This is a genomic window from Arthrobacter sp. ov407, assembly GCF_900102895.1.
Lineage (GTDB): Bacteria > Actinomycetota > Actinomycetes > Actinomycetales > Micrococcaceae > Arthrobacter.
Genome location: NZ_FNGD01000012.1, coordinates 136,398 through 152,403, shown reverse-complemented (window position 1 = coordinate 152,403; position 16,006 = coordinate 136,398). Strand labels below are relative to the sequence as shown.

12 protein-coding genes, 1 tRNA gene and 1 rRNA gene are annotated in these 16,006 nt (G+C 65.6%); 7 read left to right on the top strand and 7 right to left on the bottom strand.

Annotated features, from left to right (window positions below):
• The first annotated feature begins 5 nt into the window (after nucleotides 1-5).
• Both rrf and BLS42_RS15875 read left to right on the top strand, forming a co-directional pair.
• Nucleotides 6-122: ribosomal RNA gene (gene rrf / locus BLS42_RS15880) — 5S ribosomal RNA — on the top strand.
• A 196-nt stretch (nucleotides 123-318) separates the two neighbouring features.
• Nucleotides 319-837, top strand: coding sequence for an SRPBCC domain-containing protein (locus tag BLS42_RS15875; RefSeq protein ID WP_090582872.1), 519 nt, complete (start codon nucleotides 319-321; stop codon nucleotides 835-837).
• Between the two features lie 166 nt (nucleotides 838-1,003).
• On the opposite strand, the gene BLS42_RS15870 is transcribed toward BLS42_RS15875, so the two are convergent.
• Nucleotides 1,004-2,035, bottom strand: coding sequence for a LacI family DNA-binding transcriptional regulator (locus BLS42_RS15870; RefSeq protein WP_090582848.1), 1,032 nt, complete (start codon nucleotides 2,033-2,035; stop codon nucleotides 1,004-1,006).
• A 2-nt stretch (nucleotides 2,036-2,037) separates the two neighbouring features.
• A complete protein-coding gene (locus BLS42_RS15865) occupies nucleotides 2,038-3,816 on the bottom strand; it encodes a glycoside hydrolase family 13 protein (protein ID WP_090582845.1) in 1,779 nt (592 codons plus the stop codon).
• 183 nt (nucleotides 3,817-3,999) lie between these two features.
• Here BLS42_RS15865 and BLS42_RS15860 point away from each other — a divergent pair, with 183 nt between their 5' ends.
• Entirely contained in the window at nucleotides 4,000-5,370 is a 1,371-nt protein-coding gene (locus BLS42_RS15860; protein WP_090582844.1) for an FAD-binding oxidoreductase, read from the top strand.
• Between the two features lie 45 nt (nucleotides 5,371-5,415).
• Here the strand turns inward: BLS42_RS15860 and BLS42_RS15855 are convergent, their stop codons facing one another.
• The 4 genes from BLS42_RS15855 to BLS42_RS15840 all read right to left on the bottom strand — a co-directional run bounded on the left by BLS42_RS15855 (nucleotide 5,416) and on the right by BLS42_RS15840 (nucleotide 10,624).
• Nucleotides 5,416-6,834: a DUF4032 domain-containing protein gene (locus BLS42_RS15855; protein WP_090582842.1), complete on the bottom strand. Its 1,419-nt coding sequence runs from the start codon at nucleotides 6,832-6,834 to the stop codon at nucleotides 5,416-5,418.
• A gap of 174 nt (nucleotides 6,835-7,008) precedes the next feature.
• The gene (locus tag BLS42_RS15850) at nucleotides 7,009-8,091 is read right to left on the bottom strand and encodes an ABC transporter ATP-binding protein (RefSeq protein ID WP_090582840.1); all 1,083 of its coding nucleotides are present in this window, start codon (nucleotides 8,089-8,091) and stop codon (nucleotides 7,009-7,011) included.
• A 279-nt stretch (nucleotides 8,092-8,370) separates the two neighbouring features.
• Nucleotides 8,371-9,225: a trehalose-phosphatase gene (gene otsB, locus BLS42_RS15845; RefSeq protein WP_256336503.1), complete on the bottom strand. Its 855-nt coding sequence runs from the start codon at nucleotides 9,223-9,225 to the stop codon at nucleotides 8,371-8,373.
• Nucleotides 9,215-10,624, bottom strand: a complete 1,410-nt coding sequence (locus BLS42_RS15840) for an alpha,alpha-trehalose-phosphate synthase (UDP-forming) (RefSeq protein WP_256336505.1) — start codon at nucleotides 10,622-10,624, stop codon at nucleotides 9,215-9,217. Before BLS42_RS15840 ends, otsB begins: the two co-directional genes overlap by 11 nt.
• Before the next feature lie 293 nt (nucleotides 10,625-10,917).
• Between BLS42_RS15840 and BLS42_RS15835 the strand changes: the two genes are divergently transcribed.
• From BLS42_RS15835 to BLS42_RS15825, 3 genes are all read left to right on the top strand, one after another.
• Nucleotides 10,918-11,808 (top strand): DsbA family protein, encoded by an 891-nt coding sequence (locus tag BLS42_RS15835; protein ID WP_090582836.1) that lies wholly within the window; start codon nucleotides 10,918-10,920, stop codon nucleotides 11,806-11,808.
• A 234-nt stretch (nucleotides 11,809-12,042) separates the two neighbouring features.
• A tRNA-Thr gene (locus tag BLS42_RS15830) sits at nucleotides 12,043-12,119 on the top strand.
• A gap of 212 nt (nucleotides 12,120-12,331) precedes the next feature.
• A complete protein-coding gene (locus tag BLS42_RS15825) occupies nucleotides 12,332-13,102 on the top strand; it encodes an ion transporter (protein ID WP_090582834.1) in 771 nt (256 codons plus the stop codon).
• Nucleotides 13,103-13,140: 38 nt separating this feature from the next.
• Here the strand turns inward: BLS42_RS15825 and BLS42_RS15820 are convergent, their stop codons facing one another.
• On the bottom strand, nucleotides 13,141-14,685 hold the full coding sequence (locus BLS42_RS15820) for a PucR family transcriptional regulator (RefSeq protein WP_090582832.1): 1,545 nt from the start codon (nucleotides 14,683-14,685) through the stop codon (nucleotides 13,141-13,143).
• A gap of 208 nt (nucleotides 14,686-14,893) precedes the next feature.
• Between BLS42_RS15820 and speB the strand changes: the two genes are divergently transcribed.
• Nucleotides 14,894-15,898, top strand: a complete 1,005-nt coding sequence (speB, locus tag BLS42_RS15815; RefSeq protein ID WP_090582830.1) for an agmatinase — start codon at nucleotides 14,894-14,896, stop codon at nucleotides 15,896-15,898.
• Nucleotides 15,899-16,006: the final 108 nt, after the last annotated feature.

Genomic DNA, 16,006 nt, shown 5'->3' with positions numbered 1-16,006 from the left:
AGGGTTACGGCGGTCATAGCGTGGGGGAAACGCCCGGTCCCATCCCGAACCCGGAAGCTAAGACCCACAGCGCCGATGGTACTGCACCCGGGAGGGTGTGGGAGAGTAGGTCACCGCCGGAACACCATTCAGGTCGAGGACCCCCAACCACGTTGGGGGTCCTCCCGCATTTAAGCTACTTTCCCACCCCCGGACGCTCCCTCACCTCCTGCAGGTTCCCGGGGGACGCCCCCGCAAGACGTGAGGCAGCGTCTGGACAGTGCCGGTCATACGTGAGGGAGCGTCTCGCAGGGACGTGCGCGGGTAGAGTAAATGCCCATGGATAACCTCTTCAGCCACGCTCCCGTTGACCCGACTGATGGCCGCGAACCGGAGGCAGCAGACGGCCTGGAGCCGGTCGTATTCACGGTGGTAGTGCCCGGCGCCGTGGCCGGGGCCTTCGTGGGGTTCACGGAACATACGCACCTCTGGTGGCCGCTTGAGGACCACAGCGTCTTTGGCGTCGGCTCCTACGTTGAGTTCGAGGAGAACCTGATCATGGAGACCGCGGATGATGGCAGGACGGCCGTCTGGGGATCCATTGACGACTGGCAGCCCCCGCTGTCCTTCCACGCCAGCTGGCACCCCGGGACCACCGCCATGTGGTCCACCGAGCTCCGGGTGGCATTTAGGGCAGTAGGCGAGGGAACAGAGCTCCGCCTGGTTCACAGCGGCTGGGAAGGGGCCGAGGACCCCGCGGCGACCCGGGCCGACTATGCGGCCGGCTGGCCCGGAGTCTTGGACCGGTTCGTTCGGTTCATGGGCGGCGTCGGCGTCGGCGTCGGCGTCGGCGCCTGAGCCTGCTGGCCTGTGGGCTGCATCGAGGCGTTCCTTCCCAGTTGCTTCGAGGACCGGGCCGGCGAACCCCCGGGCTTCCCGGTTTTCCGGGCAGTTCTGCGCGGACAGCCAGGCGATGGGGCCAGGAACTGGGCAGGAACGCCTCCACGGAGAAATTGGCAGGCAACTAGCGGATCGGCCCCTGCTCAAGGGGCGGAACTGCGGTGCTGGAGCGGATGACAAAGCGCGTGGGGTATTCGGTGTGCGCGGCCGCCGTGTCTCCGGCGCCGTCGAACCTGGCCAGCAAACGCCGAACGGCCAGCGCGCCCTGGCCCCGCGCGTCCTGATCGAACGTGGTCAACCCGAAGACCTCACCAAGCTCATGGCCGTCGATGCCAATGACAGAGAGGTCCTGCGGCACCCGCAGGCCGAAATCCCGGGCGGCAAGGATTGTGCCAATCGCCATCTCGTCGGACGCGGCAAAGACGGCCGTCGGGCGTTCCGGTGAGCTGCCCAGCAGCTTACGGGCGTTCGCATAGGCGCCCTGGATCGTGAAATCAGCGGAGACCTGCCACTCCGGCCGGAGAGCCAGCCCGGCGTCCCGCATGGCCTTCTTGAAGCCCGCCTGGCGCGTCCCCGGAAGGCGGAAATCCTGTTCATAGGCGGCATCGCCGGTCATGTGGGCGATCTTGCTGTGGCCAAGCTGGATAAGGTGGCGGGCCGCGGCCTCCGCGATGCCGGAGTCATCGATGCGGATAGTCGACGCCCCGGGCAGCGGGCCGCCGATCCCGACGATCGGGCGGTGGATGGCCAGCAGCTGGTCGATCTCGGCCTCGGAGAGCTCCAGGGACACGGCGATCACGGCATCCACGCGTTTGCGGAGCAGGAAGTCGTTCAGCACACTGTGGCGGCGCTCCCGGCCCTCGCTGACGTTGTACAGCGTGAGGTCGTAGCCGGCATCCAGCAGGGTCGCCGAGACACCTTCGACCACTGATGAAAAAAACCACCGGTGGACCGAAGGGACAACAAGGCCGACATTGTGGTTCCGCCCGGAGGCCAGGCTGGAGGCCTGATACGACACGACGAAACCGAGCTCGGCGGCGGCGGTCCGGGCACGCTCCTTGCTGCGCGGGGAGACATTGCCCTTGCCGCTCAAGGCGCGCGAAACGGTAGCGACGGAGAGGCCGGCCCGTTCCGCGACGTCCTTGATGCCGGGCATGCCTACCCCTCCGTGTCCTCGATGTAGATTTCCAACCAAACAGTTTCACCTGAGCTTAACGGATCGCCGGCGCTGGCCACGTCCACGGCGTCGTAGCCAGCCTCCGGGGGCGTTGAACTGCGCAGCAGCACCCGCCCGGCGGGCAGTTCCAGCGGTTCGGACCCCACATTCAGCAGCACCAGCGTGGAACCGTTGAGGAAGGCAAGGCTCGAGTCCGTGCAAAGGTCCTCGTACCAGGACAGTGAGCCGCGGCCAAGGTCCAGCCGGCGGCGCAGCTCCAGCATGCGCTTGTAGAGGCTCAGGTGCGACGACGGCGAAGCCGCCTGCACATCCCGTGCCAGCCGCGCGAAGCTTTCCGGCTGCGGCAGCCAGGGGTCCCGCCCGTGGCCGAATCCCGCGTGGCGTTCCCCGGCCCGCCAGGGCAGCGGGACACGGCAGCCGTCGCGGCCCAGCCGCGCGCCGCCGGTGCGGGCGAAAGTGGGATCCTGCCGCTGGGTGTCCGGGATGTCGATCCCGTCCGGGAGGCCGAGCTCTTCACCCTGGTAGAGGTAAGCCCCGCCGGGCAGTCCCAGCATGAACATGGACGCCGCGGCCGCCCGGGACCGTCCGAGGTCCTCGTCCGGCTGCGGATCCCAGGTGCCGATTCCGTCACCGTCGCGCGGCGCCTGCCCGTTGTACCCGAAGCGCGTGGCGTGGCGGACGACGTCGTGGTTGGAGAGCACCCAGGTGCTGGGAGCGGCGACGGCGTCCAGCGACGTCAGCGACTCGGTGATGACGTGGCGCATGCGGTGCACGTCCAGGCCCGCGTGGAGGTAGGGAAAGTTGAAGGCCTGGTGCATTTCGTCCGGGCGCACCCAGTCGGCGAGCCGGGGGAGCGGGTCGACGTTTGCCTCGGCGCAGAGGATCCGGTCGGGGCCGTACTCGGCGAGAATCCGCCGCCACTGGCGGTAGATGTCATGGAGGGCAGGCTGGCCAAACATCGGAGCGTCGTGTCCGGGGAAGCCGTCGGAGCTGCTGCCGTCGGCGCGGCCGCCCCACTCCGGCAGGCCGGGGGCCTTCACGAGGGCGTGCGCCACGTCCACCCGGAAACCGGAGACGCCGCGGTCCAACCAGAAGCGCAGGACCCGCTCGAATTCGTCATGGACGGCGCGGTTGTCCCAGTTGAAGTCCGGCTGGGAGGAGTCGAAGAGGTGCAGGTACCACTGGCCAGGGGCGCCGTCCGGTTCGGTGATCCGGGTCCAGGCTGAACCGCCAAAGTGGGACTGCCAGTTGTTCGGCGGTTCCTCGCCGAATGCTCCACGACCGTCGCGGAAGATGAACATGTCCCGCTCCGGGCTGCCGGCGGGCGAGGTCAGGGCGGCTTGGAAGGCCGGGTGCTGGTCCGAGCAGTGGTTGGGCACGAGGTCCACGATCATCCGCATCCCCAGCCGGGTGGCCTCGGCCATCATGGCGGCGAAATCGTCCAGCGTGCCGAACAAGGGATCGACGTCGCAGTAGTCACTGACGTCGTAGCCGGCGTCACGCTGCGGAGAGCGGTAGAACGGGGACAGCCAGACGGCGTCGATGTCCAGTTCGGCAAGGCGCGGCAGTTCGGCAGTGATACCGGCGAGATCGCCGATCCCGTCGCCGTTCAGGTCCCGGAACGAACGCGGGTAAACCTGGTAGATGACCGCAGAGCGCCACCACCCGGGAATGTGGTCTGCGGCGTGCACCGGGGTCAGCGGACCCGTCAGGGGGCCGGCCAGCGCGGCGGGGGAGAAAAGAACTGAATCAACGGACATGACGGCAATCGTAAGGCTCCGAGGCGAAAAAGTGAAAACGCTTCCAGTCATTTTTCTAGAGGTACTTTCGAGCGCCGATGGAACTATCCGCCACGGTTTTGGAAGCGCTTGCAACTGTGAGACGCATCACCGACAATGCGCAGCCTTAGACTGGGATTTGAATTCGACCGGACTGGAGACCGCATGCGCAGCATCATCGATGAGCTGACTTCTTCCCTTGGCGCGGCGAAAATTGCCGTGGACGCCGCCACGCTGGCCGCCTATGCCGTGGACCAGGCTCCCGTGCTGGATTATCAGCTCCCGCTGGCCGTGATCCGGGCCGAATCCGTGGCCGACGTGCAGGCAACGGTGCGTGCCTGCGCCGCCCGCGGCGTCGCGCTCGTGGCGCGCGGGGCCGGCACCGGAGTCTCCGGGGGCGCCCACGCGAGCGAGGGCTGCGTGGTGCTCACGCTCGAGGGGATGAACCGCATCCTGGAGCTCAACCCGGATGACGAGACCGCCGTCGTGGAGCCCGGGGTCATCAACGCGGACCTCAACGCGGCCGCCGCCGAGCACGGGCTGATGTTCGCGCCGGATCCTGCGAGCTTCAAGATGTCCACCATCGGCGGCAACGTGGCCACGAATGCGGGCGGGCTGCGCTGCGCGAAGTACGGGGTGACCCGGGACTCGGTCCTGGCCCTCGATGTCGTGCTCGCGGACGGCTCCCTCATCCACACCGGCCACCAGACCTTCAAGGGCGTCGCCGGCTACGACCTCACCGGGCTGTTCGTCGGCTCGGAGGGGACGCTGGGGATCGTGGTCGGTGTCACCGTCCGGCTGAAATACCTGCCGCGCGAGGTACACACCATCGCCGCCTTCTACCCGGACTTCCGCAGCGCCGCGGCCGGCGTCCTCGCCGTGGGCAGGGCCCGTGTGCAGCCGGCCATCATGGAACTGCTCGACGGCGGCTCGCTCGCCCAGCTCGACGACATCCACGGCTCCGACCTGGCCGCCCGCGGGGCGTCCCTGCTGCTGATCCAGACCGACGGCTTCGGCGCGGCGGCGGAAGCCGCGGCCATCCGCCCGGTCCTGGCGGCGGGGGGAGCGGTGGTGACCATGGAGGCCAACGCGGAGGCAGAGCAGCTTGTCGAGCTGCGCCGCAACAGCCGCGGCACCGAGGTGGACGACGAATACCGGGTCGGCGAGGACGTGGCTGTGCCGCGCTCGCGCCTGGTGGACTACGTGGCCGAGCTCGAGGCCATGGCGGCGGAGCACCGGGTCCAGCTCAAAGTCGTGGCACATGCCGGCGACGGCAACCTGCACCCCACCTTCTGGATCGACCGGGCGGACAATGCCGTGGACCCCGATGCCATGGCCCGCCTCGGCGCCGCATTGGACAGGTCCATTGCCGTGGCCCTGGCCATGGGCGGCACCATCACGGGCGAACACGGGATCGGGCAGTACAAGCTGCGCTGGCTGGGCCTGGAGCAGAAGGAACCCGTGCGTGAACTGCAGCGCCGGATCAAGGAACTGTTCGACCCGGCCGGGATCCTGAACCCCGGCAAGGCGATTTAGCTGAAGCGATTTAGACCAGGCGTGCCACAACGCGCCCGGCGAAGCTCAGTCGTCGGAGTCGGGGTATTCGTCGATCGATTCGTCGGCGCCGTAGCGTGATTCCTCGGTCTCCACCTCGAGGATCTTGAGCAACCCCGTGTCCGGGTTGAGCATGATGGCAGCCTCGTCCCGGCGGTGGCGGAGCTCGTTGTCGATGTAGGACTGGACGGCCTCGGCCAGCGGGATGTGCCGGTTCTCCTTCTCGGACATGTACCAGCGGTGCTCCAGGACCTCGTGGACCGCCTCGGCCGGCTCGAGCTTGCCGGAGAGATCGCGGGGGATGGCCCGCACGATCGGCTCGAAGATCTGGCTGACCCAAAGGTGCGCGCTGTATTCCTCGTCCATGCCGGGGTTGTTATCCGCCCGGAACGAGTCCATGTCGTTCAGGAGGCGGCGGGCCTGGTTTTCCTGGGCGTCCAGGCCGGTCAGACGCAGCAGCCGGCGCTGGTGATGCCCGGCGTCGACGACCTTGGGCTGGAGCTGGATGGTGGAGCCGTTCTGCGTGGTCTTGATGGCGTATTCCTCGACGTCGAACCCCAGCTCGTTGAGTCGCCGGATGCGGGCCGCCACGCGCCAGCGTTCGCCGATCTCAAACGACTCCTTCGCCGTCAGCTCGGTCCACAACCGCCGGTAGCTGTCCATGATCAGCTCGCTGGTGGCCACCGGGTCCACCTTCTCCTCGATCAGGCCGCCGTCGAGCAGGTCCATGAGTTCGCCGGCGATGTTGACGCGGGCGATTTCGAGGTCGTACTCGCGCTGGCCGGTGGACAAATCCGGGTACAGCTCGCCGGTCTCGGCGTCTACGAGGTAGGCGGCAAAGGCGCCGGCGTCGCGGCGGAACAAGGTGTTGGAGAGGGAGACGTCGCCCCAGTAGAAGCCGATCAGGTGGAGCCGGACCAGCAGCAGCGCCTGGGCGTCGATGAGGCGGGTCAGGGTGTCCTTGCGCAGCATCTGGGAGAAGAGCGCGCGGTAGGGCATGGAGAACTTCAGGTGCCGGGTGACCAGCACGGGGTTCAGCGCCCGGCCCTCCGGGGTGGTGCGCCCGGTAATGACGGCCACCGGCTCCACGCCGGGAACGTCCAGCCGGGCGAGCTTGCGGAGCATGTGGTACTCGTGGCGGGCCACGTGCTCCGAGGTTTCCTTGATGGCGATGACGGAGCCGCCGAGGTGGGCGAAGCGCACGATGTGCCGCGAGATACCGCGGGGGAGCGCTGCCAAATACTCTGCCGGCCAGTCCTCGAGGGCAATGTGCCAGGGCAGGTCCAGGAGCTCGGGCTCGGTGGCGGCGGCCGTGATGCTCAGCGAACTGGACACCATCGAGGCCTTTTCATCATTGGCGCTGGCGGCTTCGTACCGGGGCAATTTTCCGATCTGACCGTAGTCAGTGGGCTCGTCGTGCCACTGGGCGCTGTTTTCCTCGGTCATGCGTTTTCCTCGGTCATGAATCAATTCTTCCGTATTTGCAGGGCCGCACCTAAAGCGGGGCGGTTAACGCCCGACGGCGGCCCTCCACTGGGGAGGACCGCCGTCGTTTGCACCTGGGCCCACGCCGGCAGGGTTCCCTGGCCGAAGCGGAGCGAGGTTAGGGAGCCGGTGGGGCTAGTCGCCGAGGCGCAGGCCGGTCTTGGTGTCGAACAGGTGTACGTGGCCTGACTGCGGGCGGACCCAGATGGACTCGCCCTTCATCGGGGGGCGACGGCCGTCGACGCGGGCCACGATGTCGTGGCTCTGGCCGTCCAGCGTGGTGTGGCCGTAGACGTAGGCGTCGGCGCCGAGTTCTTCGACGACGTCGACCTCGACCTGGAGACCTTCGCCCTGGGCAACAGTCTCAAGGTCTTCCGGGCGGGAGCCGAGGGTCACGGTCTGGCCGTGGGCCTCTTCGAGGACGTCGCGCGGTACCGGGTAGACGGTCCCGCCGAACTGCACGCCGCCGTCGACGACGGGAAGTTCGAGCAGGTTCATGGCGGGGGAGCCGATGAAGCCAGCCACGAAGACGTTCTTCGGCTTGTCGTAGAGGTTGCGCGGGGTGTCGACCTGCATCAGCAGGCCGTCCTTCAGTACGGCGACGCGGTCACCCATGGTCATGGCCTCGACCTGGTCGTGGGTCACGTAGACCGTGGTGACGCCGAGGCGGCGGGTCAGGGACGCGATCTGGGTGCGGGTCTGCACGCGCAGCTTGGCGTCAAGGTTGGACAGCGGCTCATCCATGAGGAAGACCTGCGGGTTACGCACAATCGCGCGGCCCATGGCAACGCGCTGGCGCTGGCCGCCGGAGAGGGCCTTCGGCTTGCGGTCCAGGTACGGTTCGAGGTCGAGCAGCTTGGCAGCCTCACGGACGCGCTCGGCGCGCTCTTCCTTGCTGACGCCGGCGATCTTCAGCGCGAAGCCCATGTTGTCCGCCACGGTCATGTGCGGGTACAGGGCGTAGTTCTGGAACACCATGGCGATGTCGCGATCCTTCGGCGGAACGTCCGTGACATCACGGTCGCCAATGAGGATGCGGCCGGAGTTGACGTCCTCAAGACCTGCAAGCATGCGCAGGGAGGTCGACTTTCCGCAGCCGGAGGGTCCAACGAGGACCAGGAATTCGCCATCGGCGATATCGATGTTGAGCTTGTCAACAGCGGGCTTATCGGTGCCCGGGTACAGGCGTGTTGCGTTGTCAAAAGTAACTGTAGCCACAGTTATCAATCCCTTCACCGGCAGGTACGTGCCGGACGATCCGTAGTGAATGGTCGTTTTATGCAGTTGTTAATTCAATTTTGGGATCTCATGCGCATACTCCTCGGCCGAAGCCGAGGAGTATCCAATGACGCCGCACGGTAGTTGTGCGCCACATCACATACAGAGTATGTCAGATTTATGGCATTTGGGCGAAAATGTTACGGATGTCACAGGTGATGCTGCCCACTTGGGCGCTGTCGCGGCTGCGTTTCCCGGTGTTTCCTGATGCCCGGCCTCTTAGTGCGCGACTGCGCGCGTCCGCTCCCGCAAGAGGGCTTCGAGCAGTTCGCAGATGTGGACCGGCGCCTCCACCCGGAACTCGGCCTGGGTGAAATCGAGCCCCACTTTTACGCCGAGATCGCCCGGGACGAGGCTGGCCAGGGCGTCCTCGTCGGTGGTGTCGTCTCCGGCGAAGACCACGGCCGTGGCTCCGGCGGCCTGCCGCAGGAAGGCAATGCCCTCCCCCTTGGAGGCGTTGACCACGGAAGCTTCCAGGACCCGGTGTCCGGTTTTCAAGAACACTCCGCCGCGGTCCTGCAGGACTGCCCGCGCCGCGGCGACGGCGTCCTCGGCGACGTCGGCGGCCGCGAGTCGCGTGTGCAGGACGACGCCGGCCGGCTTGTCCTCCAGGAGGGTCCCGGGGGCCTGCTCCACGATCCCCTCAAGCTCCTTGCGGACGTCGGCCAACAGTTCCCGCTGGGCGTCGTCGAGCAGCAGTTGGGAGGAGCCCGGCCCCATCCAGACTTCGGCGCCGTGGCTGCCGATCAGCAGCGTGTTCTCCGGCGGGAAGGCGACGGCACGCAGGCTGTCCAGCGCGCGGCCGGAGATGAGCGCCGTCGTCGTCCGGGGAAGTTCCGCCAGTCCCCTGAAGGCGGCCGCGGAGCGCGGGAGCGCACGGGAGTCGCCCGCATGATCCACGAGCGGTGCCATGGTGCCGTCGAAGTCCATCGCCACGAGCAGGTGCTCGGTGCCGGCGACGCGGCGCACCGCCGCCAGCAGTTCAGGGGAGAGCGAGAGCGGCGCGGTGTCCGAATTGTTGGCGCCTGAATCGTAGGTGCCTGAATCGTTGGTGCCGGTGGCGTCAGGAGTCATCGCGTACAACCTTTTCGGCGAGGGCGTTCAGGAAGTCGGAGGACCAGAGGTCGACGTCGTGGTCCAGGATCTGCTTGCGCATGGCCCGCATGCGGCGTGATGCCTCGGCCGGCTGCATGTTGACGGCCTTCATGATGGTGTCCTTGAGACCGTCGATGTCGTGCGGGTTCATCAGCAGGGCCTGCTTGAGCTGGTCGGCGGCGCCGGCAAACTCACTCAGCACCAGCGCGCCGTCGTTGTTTGTCCGGGCAGTGACGTATTCCTTGGCCACGAGGTTCATGCCGTCGCGCAAGGCTGTGACCAGCATGACGTCCGCGGCCAGGTACAGCGACACCATTTCCTCGATGGGGTAACTGTGGTGCAGGTAGCGGACGGCCGTGTTCTCCATGGTGTCGAAGGTGCCGTTGATGTGGCCCACCGTGCCCTCGACCTCCTCGCGGAGCAGGCGGTACTGTTCCACGCGTTCCCGGCTGGGGCTGGCCACCTGGATCAGGGTCGCGTCCTCCACGGTGACCTTGCCGTCCTGCAGCAGTTCCTCGTAGGCCTTGAGCCGGTGGCGGATGCCCTTGGTGTAGTCGAGCCGGTCCACGCCGAGCAGGATGGTCTTGGGGTTGCCGAGGTCCCGGCGGATCTGTTGCGCGCGCTCAATGACTTCCGGCTTCTTCGCCAGCTCGCTGATCTGCTTGACGTCAATGGAGATAGGGAATGCCTGCGCCCTGGCGATGTGGGTGGTGTCGCCGTCGTTGCCCCTGACATGGACCTGTTGCTGCTTGACGCTGGCGCCGAGGAAGCGCCGGGCGGAGCGCATGAAGTTTCCGGCGTCGCTGCTGCGCTGGAAGCCCACCAGGTCCGCGCCCAGCAGGCCGTCGATGATCGCACGGCGCCACGGGAGCTGCGCGAAGATCTCCGGCGGCGGGAACGGGATGTGGTTGAAGAATCCGATCTTCAGGTCCGGCCGGGCCTCCCGGAGCAGCTTTGGAACCAGCTGGAGCTGGTAGTCCTGCACCCAGACGGTGGCGCCCTCGGCCGCATGGCGGATGACGGCGTCGGCGAACCTCCGGTTGACCTTCCGGTAGGAGTCCCACCAGGTGCGGTGGAACTCCGGCGGGGCGATCACGTCGTGGTAGAGCGGCCACAAGGTGGCGTTGGAAAAGCCCTCGTAGAAAAGCTCGATGTCGTCCGTGCTCAGCTGCACCGGGATCAGGTCAATGCCGCCGTGACTGAAAGGCTTCACGGTCTCATCGGGGGCGCCGTGCCAGCCCACCCAGGCGCCGTCGGTCTTGGTCATCATCGGGGCCAGCGCTGTCACGAGTCCGCCGGGGGAGCGCCGCCAGCCGTCCTCGCAGCCGGGTTCGTCCGCTGAACAGCGGTCAACGGGCAGCCGGTTGGAGACCACCATGAAGTCGAACTGGTCCCCTGCCTCGGCACCTGTGGCGGCGCCGTCGGTGGCCGTCCGCGCCGCTTCAGTGGTGTCTTGCCCGCCGTGGCCGGCGCTGTCCTTTGCTTCCATTGGTGCCCCCTGGGGTCCGCTCGTGGCTCTCCATCAACCCTAGCCGCACGGAATCTTCCGGGCTATTCGTCCGTTGGGCAGTCGGAAGGGAAACTTGAAAGCGCAAGTTCTCGGGTTTCTCCCCTAAAATGATGAAGTTGCCACTGAGTGGACCGTCCCTGGCCGAACGACCCGAGGAACCAATGAGCCCCGCAAACGAACCCCGACAGTCTAAGGCAGAGCGCACTGCCGCGGCGCGCGAGAAAGCCCGTGAGATCCGCGAGGCGCAGCTGAAAAAAGAGAAGCGCAACAAGCTGCTGATCGGCTGGGGCATTGTTGCCGCCGTCGTCGCCATCATCGTGATCGTGGCGCTGGTTGTCACTACCAACATCAAGAACAACGCCCCGGTGGCCGACGAGGGGCCCACTCCGGCCAACGGCAACATCCACGGCGGCGTAACCCTGCTGGCGAACACCGGGGTTGCCAAGACCGATCCCGCGACCGTGAAGCTGTCCGACCTGCCGCCCGCGCCGGCCACGCCGCCGTCTCCGGTCAAGGCGCCGGGCGCCGAGGCTGAGGCAGGCAAGCCGGTCAAGGTGGTCCTCTATATCGACTTCATCTGCCCCGTCTGCAAGGACTTCGAGGCGAAGTACAACGACACCCTCACCAAGCAGCGCAATGACGGCAAGATTATGGTGGAATACCGCCCGCTGGGCTTCCTCGACAGCCGGTCCAGCACCAACTACTCCTCGCGCGCGGCCAACGCCGCAGCCTGCGTGGTGAATGAATCCCCGGAGAAGTACTCCGACTTCGTCGACCTGCTGTTCGCGAAGCAACCGGCCGAAGGCAGCGCAGGTCTGTCCGACAACGAGCTGAAGAAGATGGCCACCGACATCGGGGCCAAGAGCATCGACACGTGCGTGGACGACAAGACGTACCGCCCTTGGGTTAAGCACACCACCCAGGAAGCCGCGGTGATCGGCGTGACCGGCACGCCCACCGTGTTCGTCGACGGCAAGCAGTATGGCACGGGCGACAGCGCCAAGACCCCGTTCGACCAGTACCTGCAGGCCGCGGTCGACGCCAAGAAGTAACCGTCCACGGCACTGATGCCGTTGAAGGCCCGCAGTTGATGGCCCGGCCCCGGATCGCTCCGGGGCCGGGCCATATCTTTTGGCGAGGGGCGTTGCGCGTTTTTCTCACCGGGCGTCGGTGGGCTAATCTTGTCTAGCGTCCTGATATCTGCCCCATTTTGGGTCTGGTGTTTTGAATCCATTTTTGGAATCCAGTGTTTTGGAATCCAGTGTTCGGAGTCAGGGTGCAGGAATGCCTCCTTAGCTCAGTTGGCCAGAGCACCGCTCTTGTAAAGCGGGGGTCGTCGGTTCGAATCCGACAGGGGGCCCCACTGACCCCTCCTTCCCGATGACTCTGTCGGGGAGGAGGGGTTTTCTCATGCCCGAAAACGGGGCGATAAATGACCAACCGAGAAAGTGGCGGATGGGCTCCCGTTCGCACAGAACACTGAGTGCCGCCGCACGTCGTGGCGCTGGCTGCCTCCCGTCAGGCCTGGGTGAAAAAGTCTCGGCCACGCAGCTGCTTGCGTGCCAGAATCCTCATATGACCAAGGAACGCAGTGAACTGAAGAGCACCGGATACGAGATCTTCATCGGTATCCTTTCGATCCTGTCGATCGTTAATCTACTGCTCTTGTATGTCGTGCAGGACCAATACCTTGACACCGTGCTCACCGTGATGAACGCGATTTTCAGTGGGATCTTCCTCGCCGACTTCCTCTACCGGATCGTCACCGCGCCATCGGCGGGCGCCTATTTCTTCAAGCACTTCGGCTGGGCCGACCTGTTGGCCAGCGTGCCTGTCGCGCAATTCAAGATCCTGCGCATCTTCCGGCTGATCCGGGTGTACCGCCTGCTCCGCGATGTCGGCCTCCGCACGATCAGCCGCGCGCTGATCAAGGATCGGGCCGGCAGTTCCCTGTACATACTGCTGCTCATGGGCATTCTCGTGCTGGAATTCGGAAGCCTCACGATGCTCCGCGTCGAGCAGTACGCCCCAGGGGCCAACATCACAACCGCCTCGGACGCCATTTGGTACACGATCGTCACGATCTCGACAGTCGGATACGGTGACCAATATCCGGTCACCGATGCGGGCCGTGTCATCGGGTCGGGCATTATTGTCCTCGGTGTCGGTATCTTCGGCACATTCACCGGTTTCCTGGCCAACTTCTTCCTGTCTCCCAAGAATCCCGCACCGTCGGTCGATGCGGCAGGCACCAGTACCGCGACGGTCGAAGGACTCCGCCAGCGCCTCGAAGAGTCCGAAGCCAAGCTCACCGAGATCAGAAAGCTGCTGATCGAGCCAACCTAGTTGTCGCGCCAACCTGACCGCGATGGGCGGCCTCGCCGTCAACGTCGTGGAGTGTTGACCTCAGCGGTTGGCAGGCGCCGCGGATTGCCTTGGAGGTCCATTGCTTCATGGATCTGCAGGGCAAACCAGAGTTGCGCCAGCGTGGAGGTTTCGGTCATATCAAGGCCGGTCAGCTCACTGATTTTCCGGATGCGATAGATGATGGTCTGCCGATGCGCGAACAGGGCCGCCGCCGTTTTCTGCCACGACCGTTGCATGTCAAGGAACGTCTTCAGCGTGACGATGAGGTCCCCGTTTTCGCCCTGTTCATATTCGAAAATGGGCCCGAGGAGCCGCTGGACCAGTGCGTTACCTTCTTCATAGCTGGTGAGCCCCAGCCACGAGGGTCCCTCGGCATAGCGGACCAACCGCTCGCCGGTGCTCGATGCCGTTCCAAGCGCCCACATCGATTCCTGCAAAGCTCGCTGCGTTCCAGCGGCCGCGGAAGGCCGGCTGATCCCTATCCTCACGTCCACGGGGACGGCATGCCTCAGAAGATCGTCGGTGCAGTCTGAGGCGACAGCCAAGTGCAGTGTATTGAACCTGCGCTGGCACGCCGTCGGATAGCCGTGTCGCCAAAGATCAACGTGGATCCCCGCCAGGCGCTCACCGTCCTCGCTCGACATGGAGATGATGAGGAATTCCCGTGTCGAAATCCCGAACTCAGGCAACCGGCTTTCGATGTCGGCGATGCCCAGGCGCCCGTCGAAGGCCTGCAAGAGGAACTCCGCCCCCAGCCGGCGCTGGTTCTCGAGGGACAGCACCGTCCGCGACAACTCCAGTCCAAGGACTGTGGCCGCATGGAGCAGTACCACCGCATCCGGGTGCGGTTCGGATTTCGGCAGCACCACCAGAAGCGCATTGGCGTGAGTCGGAATATCCATCATGAGAAGGTGGCTGTCCCCCAAACGGTGCCACTGGAACTTCTTGCTGGCGACCGGTGACTTGCTGGTCAGCGGTTCAAGTTGCTGCCTTAGGTCCGGTGGCAGCGACTGGCCTCCGTGATGCCAGGCATGCAGGCACCGTCGATCAACCACGAAGAGGCTGGCGTCGAGTTCGGCTTCGATGCCCAGGATCAGACTCAGCCATTGATTCTCAGATGGCCCCGCCAGCCGCAGCAGGTCATAAATACGGGCCGTCTGACGCAGCCTGCGGGACTCCTCAAGCAATGAAGACTCGGCGACCGAACGTGCGATGGCGATGAACGGCAGCGGGTAGGGGATGTTGATGACCGGCAACGGCAGGCGGTCACAGGCTTCGAGGAACTGGGGCAGGAGCTCAGGGGCATGCATCTGCGCGCCGATCGCCAGGGCACTGGCACCTGCATTGACCAGTGCCTCGGCCAGCTCAACCTGCCCCTGGGGATCCGCCGGAATGGAGAGGCCGTTGGTCATCATGAGCTCGCCGCCGGTGATCCATTCCCACAAGCGCGGGAGGTCGGAGGTGTGGGCCCAGGTGACTCGGTTGCCCAGGCCTGCGGAGCCCGCCAGAAGGGTCAGGCCCAGCTGGGGTTCGGCCAGCAGTTCGGCCACGGTGATCGCCATGTGTGGTTCCTGTTCATGAGTCCGGAGGCAACCCCCAAGCCGCTTATACACATGTATAAGCCCCTCGGTTATTTGTAGTCAATCGGCGCATGTACCGCGTGACGCCGATCACTAATAGTTAAGGCATAGACCTCAACCGGCGCAGAAGCACAGCTCAGAGAAGAACCTGCCAGGCCGGCTGAACCCAAGCAACTGGAGGATCCCTGTCATGACCACGCACAAGCCAATCGGCCCCGTCGACGCAACAAAAGTCCCCCGCTACGCGGGCCTGGGCACGTTCGCCCGGCTTCCTCAAATCGACCGTGTCCCGGACTACGACATTGCGATTGTCGGTGTCCCGTTCGACGGCGGGACCTCCTTCCGCCCCGGCGCCCGCTTCGGTCCGGCCGCTGTCCGTGAAGCGTCGCGGCTCCTGCGCCCCGGCTACCACCCGGAGCTCGACGTCGAGCCTGTATACGAAGCCCAGGTTGTCGACGCCGGCGACATCGCCTGCACCCCCTACGACATTTCCCGCGCAGTCCGCGAAATCGAGGAGCAGGCGCTCCCGCTCCTCGGCGAGGCAGGCTCCGGCAAGAGGCTCATCTCCATCGGCGGCGACCACACCATCGCGCTCCCGATGCTGCGGGCCTTGAACAAGGTCCACGGCCCGGTGGCCCTGCTCCACTTCGACGCACACCTGGACACCTGGGACACCTATTTCGACCAGCCGGTCACGCACGGAACCATCTTCCGCCGGGCCTTCGAAGAGGGCCTCCTCGTCGAGGACAAGTCGATGCACGTGGGCATCCGCGGCCCGGTTTATGACCGCAACGACTTTCTCCGCGACCACGAGTTCGGCTTCCAGATCATCCGCTGCTCGGACCTGGACGTCATCGGGGTTCCGGCCGCGATCCAGCGCGTCAAGGAGCGGCTGGGCGACACCCCGGTCTATGTCTCCATCGACATCGATGTCCTCGACCCGGCCTACGCGCCGGGCACCGGTACCCCGGAAATGGGCGGGCTCCACTCCCGCGAACTGCTGGCGCTGCTCCGCGGACTGGACGGCATTAACATCGTGGGCGCCGACGTCGTCGAGGTCGCTCCGGCCTACGACCACGCAGACATCACCACTCTCGCCGCGGCGACCCTCGTCTTCGACCTCCTCGCCCTGATGGTGAATCGCAGCAAGGCCTCCGCCAACGTCGCCCAAGAGCTGCAAGCCGCCACCGTTTGACCCGCAAGGGCTGGGCATCGCGCCTGCTTTGTACATATGTATGAACAGGTCTACGGCGTCTATTCAATCGCCGGATTTCCACTGTGACAAAAGTCACGAATGATTGAT

Coding starts and splice junctions, on each gene's coding strand:
- BLS42_RS15875 (WP_090582872.1), top strand. CDS start 319: ATGGATAACCTCTTCAGCCACGCTCCCGTTGACCCGACTGATGGCCGC.
- BLS42_RS15870 (WP_090582848.1), bottom strand. CDS start 2,035: ATGCCCGGCATCAAGGACGTCGCGGAACGGGCCGGCCTCTCCGTCGCT.
- BLS42_RS15865 (WP_090582845.1), bottom strand. CDS start 3,816: ATGTCCGTTGATTCAGTTCTTTTCTCCCCCGCCGCGCTGGCCGGCCCC.
- BLS42_RS15860 (WP_090582844.1), top strand. CDS start 4,000: ATGCGCAGCATCATCGATGAGCTGACTTCTTCCCTTGGCGCGGCGAAA.
- BLS42_RS15855 (WP_090582842.1), bottom strand. CDS start 6,834: ATGACCGAGGAAAACAGCGCCCAGTGGCACGACGAGCCCACTGACTAC.
- otsB (WP_256336503.1), bottom strand. CDS start 9,225: ATGACTCCTGACGCCACCGGCACCAACGATTCAGGCACCTACGATTCA.
- BLS42_RS15840 (WP_256336505.1), bottom strand. CDS start 10,624: ATGGTGGTCTCCAACCGGCTGCCCGTTGACCGCTGTTCAGCGGACGAA.
- BLS42_RS15835 (WP_090582836.1), top strand. CDS start 10,918: ATGAGCCCCGCAAACGAACCCCGACAGTCTAAGGCAGAGCGCACTGCC.
- BLS42_RS15825 (WP_090582834.1), top strand. CDS start 12,332: ATGACCAAGGAACGCAGTGAACTGAAGAGCACCGGATACGAGATCTTC.
- BLS42_RS15820 (WP_090582832.1), bottom strand. CDS start 14,685: ATGGCGATCACCGTGGCCGAACTGCTGGCCGAACCCCAGCTGGGCCTG.
- speB (WP_090582830.1), top strand. CDS start 14,894: ATGACCACGCACAAGCCAATCGGCCCCGTCGACGCAACAAAAGTCCCC.